Origin of the sequence: Mycobacterium sp. 1465703.0 (assembly GCF_001672975.1) — a bacterium.
Taxonomy (GTDB): Bacteria; Actinomycetota; Actinomycetes; order Mycobacteriales; family Mycobacteriaceae; genus Mycobacterium.
In genome coordinates, this window is sequence record NZ_LZKU01000125.1 from 17,082 (window position 1) to 34,520 (window position 17,439).

17 protein-coding genes and 3 tRNA genes are annotated in these 17,439 nt (G+C 65.0%); 14 read left to right on the forward strand and 6 right to left on the reverse strand.

The features are described 5' to 3' along the window. Positions 1 to 3: 3 nt before the first annotated feature. Positions 4 to 792 carry an alpha/beta fold hydrolase gene (locus A5625_RS10865; protein WP_066992807.1) on the reverse strand — a complete coding sequence of 263 codons (789 nt, stop codon included), beginning with the start codon at positions 790 to 792 and terminating at the stop codon, positions 4 to 6. 705 nt (positions 793 to 1,497) lie between these two features. Here A5625_RS10865 and A5625_RS10870 point away from each other — a divergent pair. The 3 genes from A5625_RS10870 (at position 1,498) to A5625_RS10880 (ending at position 5,269) form a co-directional block, all read left to right on the forward strand. Then, a complete protein-coding gene (locus A5625_RS10870; protein ID WP_066992810.1) occupies positions 1,498 to 2,526 on the forward strand; it encodes an LLM class flavin-dependent oxidoreductase in 1,029 nt (342 codons plus the stop codon). A 534-nt stretch (positions 2,527 to 3,060) separates the two neighbouring features. After that, positions 3,061 to 3,660 (forward strand): UbiX family flavin prenyltransferase, encoded by a 600-nt coding sequence (locus tag A5625_RS10875; protein WP_066992814.1) that lies wholly within the window; start codon positions 3,061 to 3,063, stop codon positions 3,658 to 3,660. 10 nt (positions 3,661 to 3,670) lie between these two features. Continuing rightward, positions 3,671 to 5,269, forward strand: coding sequence for a UbiD family decarboxylase (locus A5625_RS10880; protein ID WP_066992817.1), 1,599 nt, complete (start codon positions 3,671 to 3,673; stop codon positions 5,267 to 5,269). Positions 5,270 to 5,338: 69 nt separating this feature from the next. Here A5625_RS10880 and A5625_RS10885 read toward each other — a convergent pair. Further along, positions 5,339 to 5,411 (reverse strand) — tRNA-Arg (locus A5625_RS10885). 43 nt (positions 5,412 to 5,454) lie between these two features. Then, a tRNA-Ser gene (locus A5625_RS10890) sits at positions 5,455 to 5,543 on the reverse strand. A gap of 83 nt (positions 5,544 to 5,626) precedes the next feature. On the opposite strand from A5625_RS10890, the gene A5625_RS10895 reads away from it, so the two are divergent. Both A5625_RS10895 and A5625_RS10900 read left to right on the forward strand, forming a co-directional pair. Beyond that, positions 5,627 to 6,694, forward strand: a complete 1,068-nt coding sequence (locus A5625_RS10895) for a pyridoxal phosphate-dependent aminotransferase (protein WP_066992820.1) — start codon at positions 5,627 to 5,629, stop codon at positions 6,692 to 6,694. A gap of 10 nt (positions 6,695 to 6,704) precedes the next feature. Further along, complete coding sequence (locus A5625_RS10900) at positions 6,705 to 7,166, forward strand: DUF4334 domain-containing protein (protein ID WP_066992822.1); 462 nt, start codon at positions 6,705 to 6,707, stop codon at positions 7,164 to 7,166. An 82-nt stretch (positions 7,167 to 7,248) separates the two neighbouring features. Here the strand turns inward: A5625_RS10900 and A5625_RS10905 are convergent, their stop codons facing one another. Next, complete coding sequence (locus tag A5625_RS10905; RefSeq protein ID WP_197516048.1) at positions 7,249 to 7,833, reverse strand: TIGR03086 family metal-binding protein; 585 nt, start codon at positions 7,831 to 7,833, stop codon at positions 7,249 to 7,251. A 23-nt stretch (positions 7,834 to 7,856) separates the two neighbouring features. Between A5625_RS10905 and A5625_RS10910 the strand changes: the two genes are divergently transcribed. The 4 genes from A5625_RS10910 to A5625_RS10925 are packed head-to-tail and all read left to right on the forward strand — an operon-like array spanning position 7,857 to position 11,336. Beyond that, the gene (locus A5625_RS10910; RefSeq protein WP_066992828.1) at positions 7,857 to 8,681 is read left to right on the forward strand and encodes a crotonase/enoyl-CoA hydratase family protein; all 825 of its coding nucleotides are present in this window, start codon (positions 7,857 to 7,859) and stop codon (positions 8,679 to 8,681) included. Positions 8,682 to 8,724: 43 nt separating this feature from the next. Then, positions 8,725 to 9,960: a lipase LipE gene (gene lipE, locus A5625_RS10915; protein ID WP_066992831.1), complete on the forward strand. Its 1,236-nt coding sequence runs from the start codon at positions 8,725 to 8,727 to the stop codon at positions 9,958 to 9,960. A gap of 28 nt (positions 9,961 to 9,988) precedes the next feature. Beyond that, positions 9,989 to 10,177, forward strand: a complete 189-nt coding sequence (locus tag A5625_RS10920; protein ID WP_066992834.1) for a hypothetical protein — start codon at positions 9,989 to 9,991, stop codon at positions 10,175 to 10,177. Between the two features lie 37 nt (positions 10,178 to 10,214). Further along, complete coding sequence (locus A5625_RS10925) at positions 10,215 to 11,336, forward strand: hypothetical protein (protein ID WP_066992846.1); 1,122 nt, start codon at positions 10,215 to 10,217, stop codon at positions 11,334 to 11,336. A 3-nt stretch (positions 11,337 to 11,339) separates the two neighbouring features. Here A5625_RS10925 and A5625_RS10930 read toward each other — a convergent pair. After that, positions 11,340 to 11,426, reverse strand: a tRNA-Ser gene (locus tag A5625_RS10930). Positions 11,427 to 11,463: 37 nt separating this feature from the next. Between A5625_RS10930 and A5625_RS10935 the strand changes: the two genes are divergently transcribed. Next, positions 11,464 to 12,438 (forward strand): NAD(P)H-quinone oxidoreductase, encoded by a 975-nt coding sequence (locus A5625_RS10935; protein ID WP_066992848.1) that lies wholly within the window; start codon positions 11,464 to 11,466, stop codon positions 12,436 to 12,438. On the opposite strand, the gene A5625_RS10940 is transcribed toward A5625_RS10935, so the two are convergent. Beyond that, on the reverse strand, positions 12,435 to 13,631 hold the full coding sequence (locus tag A5625_RS10940; RefSeq protein ID WP_066992853.1) for a cysteine desulfurase-like protein: 1,197 nt from the start codon (positions 13,629 to 13,631) through the stop codon (positions 12,435 to 12,437). The two genes, A5625_RS10935 and A5625_RS10940, sit on opposite strands and share 4 nt — an antisense overlap. A gap of 116 nt (positions 13,632 to 13,747) precedes the next feature. Between A5625_RS10940 and A5625_RS10945 the strand changes: the two genes are divergently transcribed. The 4 genes from A5625_RS10945 to A5625_RS10960 form a co-directional block, all read left to right on the forward strand. After that, positions 13,748 to 15,721, forward strand: a complete 1,974-nt coding sequence (locus tag A5625_RS10945) for a DUF6541 family protein (RefSeq protein WP_066992856.1) — start codon at positions 13,748 to 13,750, stop codon at positions 15,719 to 15,721. An 81-nt stretch (positions 15,722 to 15,802) separates the two neighbouring features. Next, positions 15,803 to 16,252 carry a bacterial proteasome activator family protein gene (locus A5625_RS10950; RefSeq protein ID WP_232003590.1) on the forward strand — a complete coding sequence of 150 codons (450 nt, stop codon included), beginning with the start codon at positions 15,803 to 15,805 and terminating at the stop codon, positions 16,250 to 16,252. A gap of 18 nt (positions 16,253 to 16,270) precedes the next feature. Continuing rightward, a complete protein-coding gene (locus tag A5625_RS10955) occupies positions 16,271 to 17,119 on the forward strand; it encodes an ABC transporter ATP-binding protein (protein ID WP_066992861.1) in 849 nt (282 codons plus the stop codon). After that, a partial coding sequence (locus tag A5625_RS10960) for a glycosyltransferase (RefSeq protein ID WP_156748128.1) occupies positions 17,112 to 17,439 on the forward strand: 328 nt, incomplete at its 3' end. The genes A5625_RS10955 and A5625_RS10960, both read left to right, overlap by 8 nt.

The window sequence follows — 17,439 nt, forward strand, 5'->3', positions numbered from 1 at the left end:
GCGTCACGCGATTTGCGCACCAGAGTCGAATTCGACCAGCGCGCGGACGAACTGTTGTGGGTCGTAGTCGATCGCCTGGTGCCCCTGGCCGGGCAATGCGACGATTGTGGCGCCCGGGATTCGAGCGGCGACGGCTGCGGTGGCCGCGCGCAGGTACACCGGGCTCTCGGTGCCGAGCAGCAACCGGACCGGCGCGGTGATGGCGGCCAGCCGTTCGGTTGCGCGATATGCGCGGACCTCCGCGAGCTCACGTAGCGCGGTGTGTGCGATCGACCGGGCAAGATGCGGAAACTCGCGATCCGCAAGGTCTTTGATTGCCGGCTCGGGTAGATGCAGGGTTACGCGATAGAAGGCCTCGAGGATTTCACGCGGGTCGGACATCATGTTCATCCGTGCCACGCCCTGCGGCGGGGCGACGTTGAGGCCCGGCGACAGTATGGGCGGCTCGTAGAGCATGATTCGGCGGAAAGCTGACGTGATCAGAGCCGCTTCCAATATCACCAATGCCCCGTAGGAATGCCCCACGGCGTAGACGTCGCCGCCGACGGCCTCGGCTACGGCGGCGACATCCTCGGCTTCCCGGCTCAAGCTGTATGGTTCAACCTCGGCCGTGCTGAGTCCCCGCCCGCGGCGGTCCATCGCGTGGACGGTGTAATTCTGCGCCAGCGTCGGCGTCACCGAGCACCAGCGAGCAAGCGTGCCCGTGCTGCCGTGCACAAGCACCAATGGCGGTCCGCCACCGACGGATTCATAGCCGATCGCGGTTCCGTCGGGGGAAATTACGGTCGCCATGCTAACGCTCGTCAAATTCACGAGCGCGGCAGAGCTCGGTGAGTGGCAGCGGGCATGTTGTTTCTCCGCAGCTTTTGCAGTGATGCACGCGGGGCGTCATCCCGCAGTCGCACTGCGATGCCACCAGCGCTGCCAGGTGCCTGGTCAGCAGTCGGCGACTTCTGGAAAGACTCACTGTTGCCACCCTCCGTAATTCGGGCAAGACTCACGCACCCACAGCCACGCGAGTGACCTCTCGGCTCGCTGGTATTCATTAAGTTTGGTCCTTCGGTGAGTCATCGTCAGTGACCGCTGAACGAGTCACCTTCGTACCGGCCGCTGTCCGATGCAAAGCTAAGGACCTAGGCACCACCGGTCTAGCCGAAAAACGCGGTCGGTGTCCGGAAAACGCTGTCCCCGCAGAACTTTGACCTTTCAGGGGCTCGCTGTTCGCCGTCGTATCGCGCTCAGCGTCAATGACCTCCAGAACAGCGGATACAACGCCCCGCAACCGTGCGACGAATTGCGTTGACTCTGAATGCTTTACAAGCTTCCGTCATCGCGAATGCTCATTTATTTGACTTCATCGTCGTAGGCGATGCTGTGTTCGACAACACCCCGGGGGACCTCTCCCTCAAGAGGCATTCGTCCGCATCGTGGCCTTCATTTGCTCGAAAGAAGTTCTGAGCCGGGAATGTTCGCTCGGTACGCGGCGTTGGCGCTGCCATGCGACTTTCAGTTCTTGACTTCGTCCCCGTACGCAGCGACCAAACCACCGGTGATGCGCTGGCGGTCACCGTGCAGCTGGCACAGACCGCCGACCGGCTGGGCTTCACCCGGTACTGGGTCACCGAGCACCACAACATGCCGAACGTGGGAGCCACCAACCCGCCGGTGCTGATCGCCTATCTGGCTGCGCAGACCGCGCAGCTGCGGCTGGGGTCGGGCGGCGTGATGCTGCCCAATCACGCGCCACTGGCAGTGGCCGAGCAGTTCGCGTTGCTCGAAGCGGCCGCACCGGGCCGCATCGACCTGGGTATTGGCCGGGCGCCCGGCTCCGACCCGGTGACGTCGGCTGCCCTCCGCGGCAGTCATGACCGCGACATCGAGAAATTCCCCGAATACCTCGACGATGTGGCGGCTCTGGTTGGCGCGCGCGGCGTGGTGGTTCCGGTGCGCTCGGGCGACTACCGACTCAAAGCCACCCCGGCCGCGGTTGGCGAACCGCAGCTGTGGCTGCTGGGCTCGTCGATGTATTCCGCGCATTTGGCCGCCGCCAGGGGACTGCCTTACGTCTTTGCTAATCATTTCTCCGGCAAGGGAATTGAAGATGCACTCGAGACCTACCGATCGCGATTCGTGCCCAGCAAGTTCGCCGCCGAGCCAATGACGTTTATAACGGTGGACGCCACGGTGGCGGAAACCCAGGAAGAGGCAACGGCTTTGATGTTGCCCGACCAGCAGATGGTGGCGCGGATGCTTACCGGGGTGCCGCTCGGTCCCGTGCCGCTGGTCGAGGAAGCAGCCGTCGCCCAGCTGACGGAGCAGCAGCATCACATCGTTCAGGACAGAATGCGACGTGCTGTCGTCGGAACGCCCACCGAGGCCGCCGACCAGCTGCGGGTACTCGCCGAACGGTTCGATGTCGACGAGGTGATGGTGATCCCGGTCGCGTCGGCGCACGCCGGTGCTGACCCCGCGACCGCACCGGGGCGCGTGACGACACTTGAGCTCCTGGCCAAAGAGTTGTTGTGACCGACCAATTGGTGGCGCCCGCCTGTGAACATGACTCTCGACGCACGAGATCGACTCGAGCCGAATGCATCTGGTGCACCGATGTGTCGGCAGCGGCTGAGTGGGATGGCTTGTGCTTGCTGATGTGTCGACGGCTGCGATGGCGACAGCGCCGGCGCTTACCAGTCGGGGCTGACCGCGAATGCACACATGCTGACACCACTGCAGCTCAAACCCGTGCTGCCCCAACCGAGTTCGATCGAGGTTGTCACATCGCGCCCTGTGATAGTCCGCGCCGAACTGGTTGACTTCGGCAAAGACTTCGTGCCACCACCCGCGAACGTGCTGACCGCTACCACACCGCCATCGTGTCGCAATTTGTGGGCGGAACGGCTCAATAGCTGTAGGTGAATTGCGCATCACCCGCAGAGACTTAGTCCAGTTGCCCGAGTTGATCATGGTCACTCAGTCATCACCCGACGGCAAACCAAACAGGAACAGTCGTGGTCATTACGACCAATAACCAACCCCGACTGATCGATTAGGAGGAAGACGATGCGCTTGGTGGTTGCTATGACCGGAGCGACCGGGGCCGCTCTGGGCATCCGTCTGTTGGAAGTTCTCAAGGGGCTGGGGGTTGAGACGCATCTGATTCTCAGCGACTGGGCCCGGGCGACAATAAAACTCGAGACCGAAACCAGCGTCGACGACGTCCGAGCCCTGGCTTCACGCGCCTACAGTGCCCGCGATCTTGCCGCAGGCATTTCCAGCGGGTCGTTCCGAACCGATGGCATGGTCGTTTGCCCGTGCAGCATGAAGACGTTGAGCGCCATCCGGATCGGATTCAGTGACAACCTGATCACCCGCGCCGCCGACGTGACACTGAAGGAACGCCGCAAGCTCGTCCTCGTCGCGCGGGAGGCTCCGTTAAGCGAGATCCACCTAGAGAACATGCACTATCTGGCCCGCGCCGGTGCCGTGATCTTTCCGCCGACGGTGGCCTATTACGCGCGACCCACCACTGTCGACGAGGTGAACGACTACGTGGTCGGCCGCATCATCGATCAACTCGGGATCGAGCACTCCCTGATCAAACGCTGGAAGGACGATCAGCATCCAGTCCCCGTGAACGGCGAACCAGCCGCAATTCTTTGAGGAGAACAAAGTGACTACCAGTACAAGGCCGCCAGAAACCACGAACATCACCCAGCGGACCGACCAGGAGACAGGGCCCGACCAGCGGAGCTGGTTGGCCACACTCGAAGCCGCGGGTCAGTTGCGCCGCGTCACGGCCCCCGTCGATTGGAACGAAGAGATTGGCGCGATCACTCGGGCCAACCTCTCCCTCGGTGGCCCCGCGCTGCTGTTCGAGAACATCATCGGCCACGAGAACACTCGGTGCACCAAGCTGCTGACGTCGGCAATCGGCAATCGACGCCAGGTCCAGCTGATGCTGGGTTTGCCTGAAAACACAAGCGACGCAGCTATCGTGCGGCACCTTCGGGAGGCCTTCAAGAAGCCCATCCCGCCGCGCGTGGTCGACACCGGCCCGGTCAAGGAAAACATCATCGAAGGCGACGAGATCGATCTCTTCCAGTTTCCAGCGCCGAAGTGGCATGCCTCCGACGGCGGTCGCTATATCGACACGTTCTGCGGTGTCGTCACCGAGGACAAGGTGACCGGACGCGACAACGTCGGCTGCTACCGCGGGATGGTCGTCGACCGCGACAAGATCGCCAAGCTCTTGGTGCCCAGTCAAGGTTGGGGTGGCCATATGCAGGGATACAAACCAGAGCCGATGCCGGTCGCTGTTGTCTACGGGTGGCACGACGTGTTGGGTTTCTGCGCCGGTTCCCCGTTCCCCAAAGACGTCTGTGAATGGGACATGATGGGGGCTCTGCTCGGCCGCCCGGTCGACCTGGTGGCTTGCGAAACAGTGCCGTTGCATGTTCCGGCGAGCGCTGAGATCGTCGTCGAGGGCTACATCGACCCGGACCCGGCCACCTATGTAAAGGAGGGCCCGTTCGGCGAGTACCCGGGTTACCACGGTGACGCCGGAACGGCGCCGGTCCTGCGGGTCACCCGGATCACCCACCGCAACGACCCAGTCATGCGAGGCACCCTCGAGGGGATCCGGCCCGGAATGTTCAACGAAGACAGCATCGTCAACTTCGCGCGGTCCGCGATTACCTGGAACGTGCTCGACGACCTCGGGATCGGGGGCATCACCGACCTATGGATGACGGAAATTAGCAACGGCCAAAACACCGTGGTGCAGATCCACAAGGCCTACCGCGGGCATGCCCAACAGGTGGCGGCGGCGCTGTGGGGTACCGGTGGAGCGGTGTGGATGCACAAGAACGTCACGGTCGTCGAGGAGGACATCGACATCCGCGATCCGGTCGCGCTGGAATGGGCCATGTCATACCGCGTGAATGCCGGCCTCGGTGACATCGCATTCTATGGACCGACCATGGGCTCTTCGATAGATCCGTCCACCCCGCCGGAGAAAAACAACCCCACTAAGTACGGTGCCGGCGAATGGACGAGGGTGCTCGTCGACGCCACCCGCACATGGGAATTCGGACAGCGCCCGGAGTGGGGTGGCCGCCACTACCCGCCGATCGACAAGATCGCTCCTGAGCTGGAATCCCGAGTCGCCGCACGGTGGGAGGAGTACGGGATCGGCATCCCCTATCTCGACGACCAGGGGCGAGAAATGCTGACGCTGGAACAGCTGAGCAAGCGGCTACCGGACGTGTAGATGCATCATCGTGCAGTCCAGGTTCCGATAAGCCGAGAATTCGGCACTCTCCGAAGGGGGCCGAAAAAGCGCGCCCGAAGGGATTCGAACCCCTAACCTTCTGATCCGTAGTCAGATGCTCTATCCGTTGAGCTACGGGCGCCTGTTCTTCAGTTGTCGTTCCGTGTTGCCGCTAAAGGATCTAGCGGAGGCGAGAGGATTTGAACCTCCGGTCCCCTTTGAGGGGGACAACTCATTAGCAGTGAGCCCCATTCGGCCGCTCTGGCACGCCTCCCTTGGACTTTCTGAGGGTACCGACCCCTTTCCGGTCTCGCGGAACCGGCCATACTGTACACAGTTGACACGTAAACTGTCGAAGTGACTGCCCGCCTGCGTAAGGAACTGGCCGGACTGCCAGTGTATGTCCCCGGCAAGAACGTGCCGGGCTCCATCAAACTGGCCAGCAACGAGACCGTGCACGGTCCGCTGCCCAGCGTGCACGCTGCGATCGAGCGCGCGGTTGCCGTCGTCAACCGCTATCCCGACAGCGCCTGCGTGGACCTCAAGGCCGCGCTGGCCATGCACCTGGGTCCCGACATCGCGCCCGAGCACATCGCGGTCGGCAGCGGTTCGGTCACCTTGTGCCAGCAGTTGGTTCAGATCGCCGCGGCTGCAGGCGACGAGGTGATGATCGGCTGGCGCAGCTTCGAGTGCTACGTGCCCATCGTCCAGGTGTCCGGCGCGACCGCTGTCAAAGTGCCGTTGACCGACCACACACATGACCTCGACGCGATGCTCGCCGCGATCACCGACCGGACTCGGCTCATCTTTGTATGCAACCCCAACAACCCGACGTCCACCGTCGTCGAACCGGACGCCCTGGCACGTTTCGTGGACGCCGTACCGCCGCACATCCTGATCGCCATCGACGAGGCCTACGTCGAATACGTTCGCGACGGCATGCTGCCGAACAGTTTGGAGCTGGCCCTAACTCACAGCAACGTCGTTGTGCTGCGGACCTTTTCGAAGGCCTACGGCTTGGCGGGCTTGCGCGTCGGCTACGCGGTAGGCCATCCCGAACTGATCACCGCGCTGGACAAGGTCTTCTTGCCCTTCGCGGTGACGAACGTCGGGCAGGCCGCCGCCATCGCGTCGCTGGAGGCCTCCGGCGAACTGATGGCCCGCACCGACGCCGTTGTTGTCGAGCGCACCCGCGTCGGCGCGGCGCTGCGCGAGGCTGGGTTCACCCTGCCCCCGTCACAGGCCAACTTCGTCTGGCTGCCGCTGGGCGAGCGCACCATGGACTTCACCGAGCAGGCCGCCGAGGCGCGCCTGGTGGTGCGACCGTTCGCGTCCGACGGCGTCCGTGTCACGATTGGTGCGCCGGAAGAGAATGACGCGCTGCTGCATTTCGCCCGGGACTGGATCGCCCGCACCGAATCTTAAGGAGTCGTCCGTGAACCTCGCCCGGAAGAAGTTCACCGAGTTCAAAGAGCGCAGCGGCGACATCGCAGATTCCGAACTCGACGAGTTTTGGGCGGAACTTCAGCCCGCGACGATCGAGGGCATGCTCGGCGAGTGGAAGGGCGGCGAATTCCGGACCGGCCACAAGATGAACGGCCAATTGGAGAAGGCCGGGTGGTACGGCAAGACCTTCAAGTCGGTCCGCGACGTGCAGCCCCTGGTTTGCCTGGACGCCGACGGCAACAAGTTCTCCAACGTGGAGATGGGCAAGGGCGAGGCCAGCCTGTGGCTGGAGGACTTCCGCGGCGAGGTCACCGCCACCATGGTCTACGACGGCCAACCGGTGCACGATCACTTCAAGAAGATCGACGACGACGCCGTGATGGGCATCATGAACGGCAAGGGCGTCCGCGACAACGGCAAGTACTACTACTTCTACCTCGAGCGGGTGTAGCCAGCTCATCGAGTGCCCGGCGGCCCGGGCGTTCGGCGCCCAACGCCCGGCTGGCCGGGCGCTCGGCAGACAAGGATGCGCGCTACCGGGCGGGATCGCGGCCGGTGAAGGCGACAAGCTGCTCGAGCGCACCGGCATCGGCGGGAACGTCGACCGGATCGTCGAAGCCGGCCTGACCGCGAAACTCCGGCCTGATGATGTGACGCGCCAGCCCCAGCACGTATTCAGACAGCGGTTCGGGCGCGTTGATCTCGTGACCCACCGCGGCGGCGTAATCCCAAGCGTGAACCAGGAATTCGATCGACAGGATGGCGCACGCGCTTTTCGCGGGCATCTCGCTCTTGCCGAACGGCACCGACCCGTCCAAACCGTGGCGGTGCCAGGCGTCCAGCGCCGGCCGGGCCGCGGCGACCACCTGGCGCTCCACCGAATCGCCTTCGTCGCGCTCCGGGATTTCCGCGCCCACCATGCCCCCGAGGCCCCTGATCGAGTTCAGCAGGTGCCCGGTCAGCTCCGACACATCGAATTCCGTGCACGGCGTCCGCCGCGACAGGTCGTCAACGGCGATCGTGTGCAGCACCCGCTGCAACACCCCGAAGGTGTCTTCGGCGCTGTGCAACTCGTCGGTGGGCGGAGAATGCGGGCCGGGTCGCAAGTCAGGAGCCATATTCGCCACGCTACGGTCTCGATATGGCGCAAGCATACGAATCCATCACCGTCGAGACGAAAGACCACGTCGCTCAGGTGACGCTGATCGGACCGGGCAAGGGCAACGCGATGGGACCGGCCTTCTGGTCGGAGATGCCGGAACTGTTCGCGACGTTGGACGCCGACCCTGAGGTGCGGGCCATCGTGCTGACCGGTTCGGGCCAGAACTTCAGCTACGGCCTGGACGTTCCGGCGATGGGCGGTTCGTTCACACCGCTGCTGTCCGGCGATGCACTGGCCGGCCCGCGCGCCGTATTCCACCGCGAGGTCAAGCGCATGCAGGGCGCGATCAGTGCGGTCGCCGACTGCCGCACCCCCACCATCGCCGCGGTGCACGGCTGGTGCATCGGCGGCGGCGTCGACCTGATCTCGGCGGTCGACATCCGCTACGCCAGCGCCGACGCCAAGTTCTCGGTGCGGGAGGTCAAGCTCGCCATCGTCGCCGACGTCGGCAGCCTGGCCCGGCTGCCGCTGATCCTGAACGACGGACACCTGCGCGAGCTGGCGCTGACGGGCAAGGACATCGATGCGGCCCGCGCCGAGAAGATCGGTCTGGTCAACGACGTGCACGCCGACGCCGGCGCCACCCTGGCCGCGGCCCACGCCACCGCCGCCGAGATCGCCGCCAATCCCCCACTGACCGTTCACGGCATCAAGGACGTTCTCGACCAGCAGCGCATCGCAGCGGTCTCGGAGAGCCTGCGCTATGTGGCCGCCTGGAATGCGGCCTTCCTGCCGTCCAAAGACCTCACCGAGGGCATCTCGGCGACGTTCGAAAAGCGCCCGCCGCAGTTCACCGGGGAATAACCGGACGCCACGTACCCTCGCTGGGGTGAACCAGCCGCGCTCAATGACTCCCGACGGCAAGATCCGCCTTCCGGCAGACCTGGACTCGGTGACGGCGATCGGCGCCGAAGACCACTCCGAAATCGATAGCGCCGCCGTTGACCGGATCTGGCAGGCCGCACGCCATTGGTACCGGGCCGGATTCCATCCCGCCATCCAGCTGTGCATCCGCCGGCACGGCCGCGTCGTGCTCAACCGCGCGATCGGCCACGGCTGGGGCAACGCTCCGAGCGACCCGCCCGACGCCGAAAAGATCGCCGTCACGCCGGACACGCCGTTCTGTGTGTACTCGGCGGCCAAGGGCATGGCGGCGACCGTCGTGCACATGCTCGTCGAGCGCGGCGTCTTCTCCCTCGACGACCGGGTGTGCGAATACATCCCCACGTTCACCAGTCACGGCAAGCACCGGATCACCATCCGGCACGTGATGACCCACAGCGCCGGGCTGCCCTTCCCCACCGGGCCCAGGCCGGACGTCACTCGCGCCGACGACCACGAATACGCGCAGCAGAAGCTGGGCGAGTTGCGGCCCCTGTACCGCCCTGGGCTGATCCACATGTATCACGCGCTGACCTGGGGTCCGCTGGTGCGCGAGATCGTCTACGCGGCCACCGGCAAGGAGATTCGCGAGATCCTGGCCACCGAGATCCTCAACCCACTCGGCTTCCGCTGGACCAACTTCGGCGTCGCGGCCAAGGACGTCCCGCTGGTCGCCCCGAGTCACGCGACCGGGCGGACGCTACCGCCGGTGGTCGCCCAGATCTTCCGTAAGGCGATCGGCGGAACCGTGCACGAGATGATCCCCTACACCAACTCCCCGATGTTCTTGACCACCATCATTCCGTCGTCGAACACCGTGTCGACGGCGCACGAGATGTCACGATTCGCCGAGATATGGCGTCGCGGTGGCGAACTCGATGGCGTGCGGGTACTCAGCCCGGAGACGATGTACGGTGCGGTGACCGAATGTCGAAGACTACGACCGGATTTCGCGGTCGGTTTGCAACCGGCCCGCTGGGGTACCGGGTTCATCCTGGGCACCAACCGGTGGGGGCCGTTCGGGCGCAACGCCCCGCATGCGTTCGGCAATCTGGGCTTGGTGAACATCGCAATCTGGGCCGACCCCGCGCGCGGACTCTCAGCCGGCGTGGTGAGCAGCGGCAAACCCGGGCGCGATCCGGAAGCCGGCCGGTATACCGCCCTGCTGGACGCCATCACCGCCGAAATCCCGACCGGTTGACAGCGACGGCAGTGGGAACACTGCCCTCATGGCTACCTATCGAGTGCTCAACCCGAAGGGCGAGGTCGTCGCGACCAAAGACATCGAAAGCGCCGACGACGCACACGCCTGGTTCGTCGACAACAAGGCCGACAACAGCGAACTCGGCTGGCGCATGGAAGTCGAGCACGATGGCGACTGGCACTTCTTCGACGACAGCGAGGGTGATCGAAGCTAGGTGTTTGCCCCTCGGCTGGTGGGGCAACCAACAAGGCATGGACTCGCAACGCTTCCGCAAATTGCTGGACGCACCGGGGCCCTTCGTTTCGGTGTATTTCGACGACTCACACGACACCCACGACGCCGAAGCTCAACTCGAGCTCAAGTGGCGGGCGGTGAAAGAAGAACTCGAACGCTCACACGCCGGCGCTCCGGTCATCGACGCGATCGAGGACGCGATCATGAATCTGCGCCCGCCGATCGGCCGCAGCGGACGGGCGGTGATCGCCAGCGCCGACGGTGTGGTGATCAACGAGCATTTGGCCCGGCCCGCCGCTACCGATGTCGCTCGCGTCTCCGAATTGCCTTATCTGATACCGATTCTTGAGCAGAGCTTCGATCACCCGGACTACGTTCTGGTGGTCGTCGACCACAGCGGTGCCGATATCACCACGCATATCGGCGGCACGCTGCGCACCGAGACCGTCGACGGCGGTGGCTATCCCGTGCATAAATCTGCCGGCGCGGAGACGGCGGGCTACGGTGATCCCCAATTGCGGACCGAAGAGGCCGGCCGCAAAAACGTACGTGCCGTCGCCGACCGAGTCGCCGAACTCGCCGACGACAAGGCGATCGAGGTGATCTTCGTGGTGGGTGAGGTGCGCTCGCGCTCCGACCTGCTTGCCGCGCTGCCTGAGCGGCTGCAGGAGCGCGCGGTGACACTCGAGGTCGGGGCACGGCACAGCGGTCACGACTTCAGCGAGATCGAGCGGGCCATCGAAGATGAATTCGTCAAACGCCAACTGCGCACCATCGACGATGTGGCGCAGCGCTTTACCGCCGAGATCGGGCGCCAATCGGGCCTGGCCGCCGAGGGACTCGGCCCGGTCTGCTCGGCACTGCGCCAAGGCGCCGTAGAGACGCTGATCATCGGTGACATCGGTGATGCGACCGTGGTTGCCGATGAAGGCTTGACGATGATCGCCCCCGACGAGAACGTGCTGTCCGAGCAGGGCGCCGCTCCCGCCAAGACGCTGCGGGCTGACGAGGCGCTACCGGTCTCAGCGATCTCGGTCGGCGCCGCCCTGGTGCGCACCGACGAACGGATCGCCCCGGCCGAGGGCGTGGGCGCGGTGCTGCGCTACGCACCGACGCTGCACCAGAGTGTCGACCGCTAAGAGCGGTGGCGGAGGGATTTGAACCCCCGGACGGTTTTAGCCGTCTCTCGCTTTCAAGGCGAGTGCATTAGGCCGCTCTGCCACGCCACCGCTGATAAGGGTAACGGGGGTCGGTAGCCTGGCCATCATGCGCGCCATCGTCGCCGAATCCCCCGAACAACTCGTGTGGCAGGAAGTGCCCGATGTGTCCGCCGGGCCGGGCGAGGTCTTGGTCAAGGTCGCCGCCGCCGGCGTGAACCGCGCCGACCTGTTGCAAGCCGCCGGCAAATATCCGCCGCCGCCGGGAGCGAGCGAGATCATCGGCATGGAAGTGTCCGGCGTCATCGCCGATGTCGGCTCCGATGTCACCGAATGGTCTGTCGGACAAGAGGTTTGCGCACTACTGGCCGGCGGCGGATACGCGGAGTACGTCGCCGTTCCAGCCGGCCAGGTGCTACCCATTCCCTCTGGTGTCGATCTGATCGATGCTGCCGGGTTGCCGGAAGTGGCCTGCACGGTGTGGTCCAACCTGGTGATGATCGCCCACCTGAGCAAAGACCAGCTGCTACTGATGCACGGCGGAGCCAGCGGCATCGGAACCCACGCGATCCAGATCGCCCGGGCGCTGGGTGCCCGGGTGGCGGTCACCGCCGGGTCAGCGGAAAAGCTGCAGACCTGCCGCGACTTGGGCGCCGAGATCACGATCAACTATCGCGACGAAGACTTCGTCGCGCGGCTGCAGGAGTCCGGCGGCGCCGACGTGATCTTCGACATCATGGGTGCCTCCTATCTGGACCGCAACATCGACGCCCTGGCCTCCGATGGACAGCTCGTCATCATCGGCATGCAGGGCGGCATCAAGGGTGAGCTCAACGTCGCCAAGCTGCTCGCCAAGCGAGCCCGAGTCATCGGCACCACGCTGCGAGGACGGCCGGTGAGCGGCCCGAACAGCAAAGGCGAGATCGTCGCGGCGGTGGCCGACGCGGTGTGGCCGATGATTGCCGACGGCCGGGTTCGGCCGATCATCGGCGAGCGGATACGCATCGAGCAGGCGAGTGCCGCCCACCAGAAGCTGACGGCAAGCGAGGTGCACGGAAAGGTCGTCCTGACGCTGCCGGCTTAGCCGAGCGAGGCCAGAGCGCGGACCAACTGGTCGACTTCGGCCGTCGTCGAGTAGTGCGCCAGCCCGACGGTGACCGCGCCGCCAATGTCGTTGACGCCCAACACGTCCAGCGCGCGGGAACTCTCGTTGGTGATCGCCAGGATCCCGTTGTCCGCTAATCGCTGCACGACTCGCTCGGCGGGCACACCGTTCAAGGCGAAACTGACCACCGGGATGCGCACCTCCGGACGGCCGATCACCATCACCAACGGCAGCGAGCGCAACGACACCATCAGGTAGTCGTAGATCCGGTTCAGATACGACGTGGCGGATTGCATCGATACCGCCAGTCGTTCGCGCCGGCCGCCGCGGGCGGATTCATCGAGCGAGGCCAGGTACTCGATGCTGGCCACCACGCCGGCCAGCAGACCGAACTGGTGTGCGCCGAGCTCGAGGCGCGCCGCCCCGGTGGCCTTGGGGTCCGGCGAAATAGAACTGAACGAGTTGAGCAGCGCCGGGTCGCGGAACACGATCGCCCCGATCGGCGGACCGCCCCACGCCGCGGCGTTCACCGCCACCACGTCGGCGTCGGTTTCCTTCACGTCGAGCAGCCGGTAGGGCGCGGCGGCGGAGTGGTCGACCACCACCAGGCCGCCGACGTCGTGCACCAGCTTGGTCATCGCCCGCAGATCGGTGACGGTGCCCAACGTGGCCGAGGCCGACGCTACGGCGACCAGCCTGGTCGACTTTCCGACCAGGCCCTCCCACTGCCATGTCGGCAGCTCACCGGTCTCGATGTCGATCTCGGCCCACTTGACCTTGGCGCCGTAGCGGTGCGCCGCGCGCAGCCACGGGGCGATGTTGGCTTCGTCGTCCAGGCGGCTGACGATGACCTCGTAGCCCAGCCCGGCCCGCGAGGATGACGCCTCGGCCAGCGCGGACAACAAGATCGCCCGATCGGCGCCAAGCACCACACCCGCCGGTTCGACGTTGAACAGATCGGCCACCGCCGCCCGCGCCGCCTCCAAGACGGCGGCACTGCGCTGCGCCGACGGATGGGCACCGACGGTGGTCGGACCAGACCTGCGGAATGCCGTCGACACCGTGGTCGCGACGGAATCCGGAATCAGCATCCCACCCGGGGCGTCGAAGTGTACCCACCCGTCACCCAGCGACGGATGCAGTCCGCGCACCCGGGCGACGTCATATGCCATGTGGGCCACCTTAGAGCTTCCGCTTTTTGCGAAACCGTGACGGTAGCGGGTGCCACGGACGTCCGGCCAATTGACGGCCTCCCGAGCCAGGGCACCCGGCCAGCCATACTAGTCGAGTGGGGCTCTGGTGCGGAACGCTCATTGCATTGTTTTTGCTGATAGCGCCCGGGGCGATCATCGCACGTATCAGTCAACTGTCTTGGCAGGTCGCCGTCGCGGTTGGCCCGGCACTCACCTATGGCGTGGTCGCACTGGCCATCATTCCGTTCGGCGCCATCGGAATACCGTGGAACGGCTGGACCGCGCTGGCGGCGCTGGTCGTGGTGTGCCTGCTGATGATCGGTCTCCAGCTGCTGCTGGCCCGCTACCGCGACCGTGACGCCGAAGCCCTGGGGGTCAGCCGCTGGCCGGCCATCACCGTAGCGGCGGGCGTGCTGCTGGGCGCCCTGCTGATCATGTGGGCCGTCTACCGCGGCCTGGCCGCCCATTGGCAGACCATCCCGAGCACCTGGGACGCCGTTTGGCATGCCAACGAGGTGCGGTTCATTCTGGACACCGGCCAGGCGTCATCGACGCACATGGGCGAGCTGCGCAACGTCGAGACCCATCGGACCCTGTATTACCCGTCGGTGTTCCACGCCCTGACCGCGGTGTTCTGCCAACTGACCGGGGCGGCCCCCACCACCGGCTACACGCTGAGTTCCATCGCCGCGTCGGTCTGGCTTTTCCCCACCAGCGCGGCGATGTTCACCTGGCATCTGTTGCGGCCGCACACGACCGAATGGCGCTGCGCCGGGGCGGCGGCCACCGCGGCTGCGCTGTCGGCGTCATTCACCGCGGTTCCCTATGTCGAGTTCGGCGTCGCGGCGATGCCCAACCTGGCGGCCTACGGGGCGGCGGCCCCCGCGTTCGTCTTGATCACCTCCACGCTGCGGCACCGCGATCGCATCCCGGCTGCCGTGCTGGCGTGGGTGGGCGTGATGTCCGTGCACATCACCGGTGGGGTGATCGTCTTGTTGTTCCTGGTGGCCTGGTGGGCCCTGGTGGCGTTACCGCATCCGGTGCGGGGCAGGTTGGCTGACGTTCTGATCTTGTCCTGCGTTGCCGTGATCACCGCGTTGATCCTGTTACCGCAGTTCATCAGCGTCCAGGGGCAGGAAGACATCATTGCCGGGCACTCATTTCTGACCCACCTGAGCAAGAAGCGGGGAATCTTCGACGCGATCTTCCAGCACTCCCGGCACCTCAACGACTTTCCGGTTCAGTACGGACTGATCGTGGTGACCGCAATCGGCGCCGTCATTTTCCTGATCAAGAAGATCTGGTGGCCGCTCGCCGTGTGGCTGCTGCTCGTCGTGGTCGACATCGACGCCGGAAACCCATTGGGCGGCCCGATCGGCGCGGTGGCCGGAATGTTCGGTGAGTTCTTCTACAAGGACCCCCGTCGCATCTCGGCGGCCATCACCCTGCTGTTGGAGCCGATGGCCGGGGTCGCACTGTTCGCGATAGTGATGGCGGTGGTTGCGGGCGCCCGGCGGGTCACCGACCGGTTCAGACCGGTGGCCACCCCGGTCTGGATCGCGACCACCGCGATTCTGCTGGTGGCGGCCACCGTGCTCACCGCCCGGCATTACTTCTACCGGCACATGTTTCTGCTCGGCGACAAATACGACTCGGTGATGGTCGACCAGCGCGACCTGATGGCCATGGCCTACCTGGCGACCCTGCCCGGTGCGCACGACACCCTGATCGGCAACTCGAACGTCGACGGTACTGCGTGGATGTATGCGGTCGCCGACCTGCATCCGCTGTGGACCCACTACGACTTCCCGCAGCAGACCGGCCCTGGCTACTACCGCTATATTTTCTGGACCTCGGCCCGCAAAGGTGAATCGGATCCACGAGTCCTCGAGGCGATTAAGGCGCTCAATATTCGGTACATCTACACCAGCACGCCGACTGTCCGCGGGTTCGCCGTACCCGAAGGACTAGTGTCACTGGATAAGTCGAAGTCGTGGACATTGATCTACGACAATGGCGGTGCCCGAATTTATGAATGGCGCGGAAACGGCACTACGCCACACTCATAGTCCACAAAGGATGGTGAAGCATTGAGTACCCGCAACGATGACGACGACGTCGAAATCATCGGTGGCGTCGACCCGCGCATCATGGCGGTCTCCGAGGACGAAACCGACGAGCGCTCGCTGACCGACCTGGTTGAGCAGCCGGCAAAGGTGATGCGAATCGGGACCATGATCAAGCAACTGCTCGAGGAAGTGCGCGCAGCACCGCTGGACGAGGCCAGCCGTAATCGGCTGCGCGAGATCCATGCGACCAGCATCCGGGAACTCGAAGAGGGCCTGGCACCGGAACTGCGGGAGGAGCTGGACCGCCTCACCCTGCCCTTCAACGAGGAGTCCGCGCCGTCCGACGCCGAATTGCGCATCGCTCAAGCGCAGTTGGTCGGCTGGCTGGAAGGACTGTTCCACGGTATTCAGACCGCGTTGTTCGCCCAGCAGATGGCCGCCCGCGCGCAGCTGGAAAAGATGCGCCAGGGTGCGCTTCCTCCCGGCCTCGGCAAGCCGGGCGGTGCGCCCGGGCACGGTCAGTACCTGTAAGTGCAGACGCGGCAATCAATGGCGCCGGGCTCTGGTCCTCACATCGAGACGCACAACGCGTGGGTGGAATTTCCCATCTTCGACGCCAAGTCGCGTTCGTTGAAGAAGGCCTTCTTGGGCAAGGCCGGCGGCACGATCGGCCGCAACAGTTCCAACGTGGTTGTCGTCGAAGCCTTGCGCGACATCACCATGTCCCTGGAGCTGGGCGACCGGGTCGGTCTGGTGGGCCACAACGGGGCCGGGAAATCGACTCTGCTGCGCCTACTTTCGGGCATCTACGAGCCTACTCGCGGCTGGGCGACGGTCACCGGTAGGGTCGCCCCGGTCTTCGATCTGGGCGTCGGGATGGACCCCGAGATCTCCGGCTACGAGAACATCATCATTCGCGGTCTGTTCCTGGGTCAGACCCGCAAGCAGATGTTGTCCAAGGTCGACGAGATCGCCGAGTTCACCGAGCTGGGCGATTACCTGTCGATGCCGCTGCGCACCTATTCCACCGGTATGCGGGTCCGGCTGGCGATGGGCGTAGTCACCAGCATCGACCCCGAGATCCTGCTACTCGACGAAGGCATCGGCGCGGTGGACGCCGACTTCCTGAAGAAGGCGCAGTCGCGGTTGCAACGCTTGGTGGAGCGTTCCGGAATCCTGGTGTTCGCAAGCCATTCCAACGAATTCCTGGCCCGGTTGTGCAAGACGGCGATGTGGATCGACCACGGAGTCATTCGCATGTCCGGCGGCATCGAAGACGTGGTGCGCGCGTACGAAGGGGAGGAAGCGGCCCGGCACGTGCGTGAGGTGTTGGCCGAGACCCAAGAAGCGAATCGGGTCGACACGCCCCTGGTGCAAAGAGCATCCGGGGATGAGTGAGACCGTCTTCGCCGTCGTCGTCACCCACCGGCGCCCCGACGAGCTGGCCAAGTCACTCGATGCGCTGAGCACCCAGAGCCGACAGCCCGATCACCTGATCGTGGTGGATAACGACGGTCCAGGCTCCGGCCGGGTGCGCGACCTGGTGGCCGGTCAACCGATTCCGACCACTTACCTCCCATCACACCGAAACCTCGGCGGCGCAGGCGGTTTCGCGCTAGGCATGCTGCACGCGCTGGCCCAGGGCGCCGACTGGGTGTGGCTGGCCGACGACGACGGTCGCCCACAGGACTCGCGCGTACTGGCCACCCTGCTAGCCT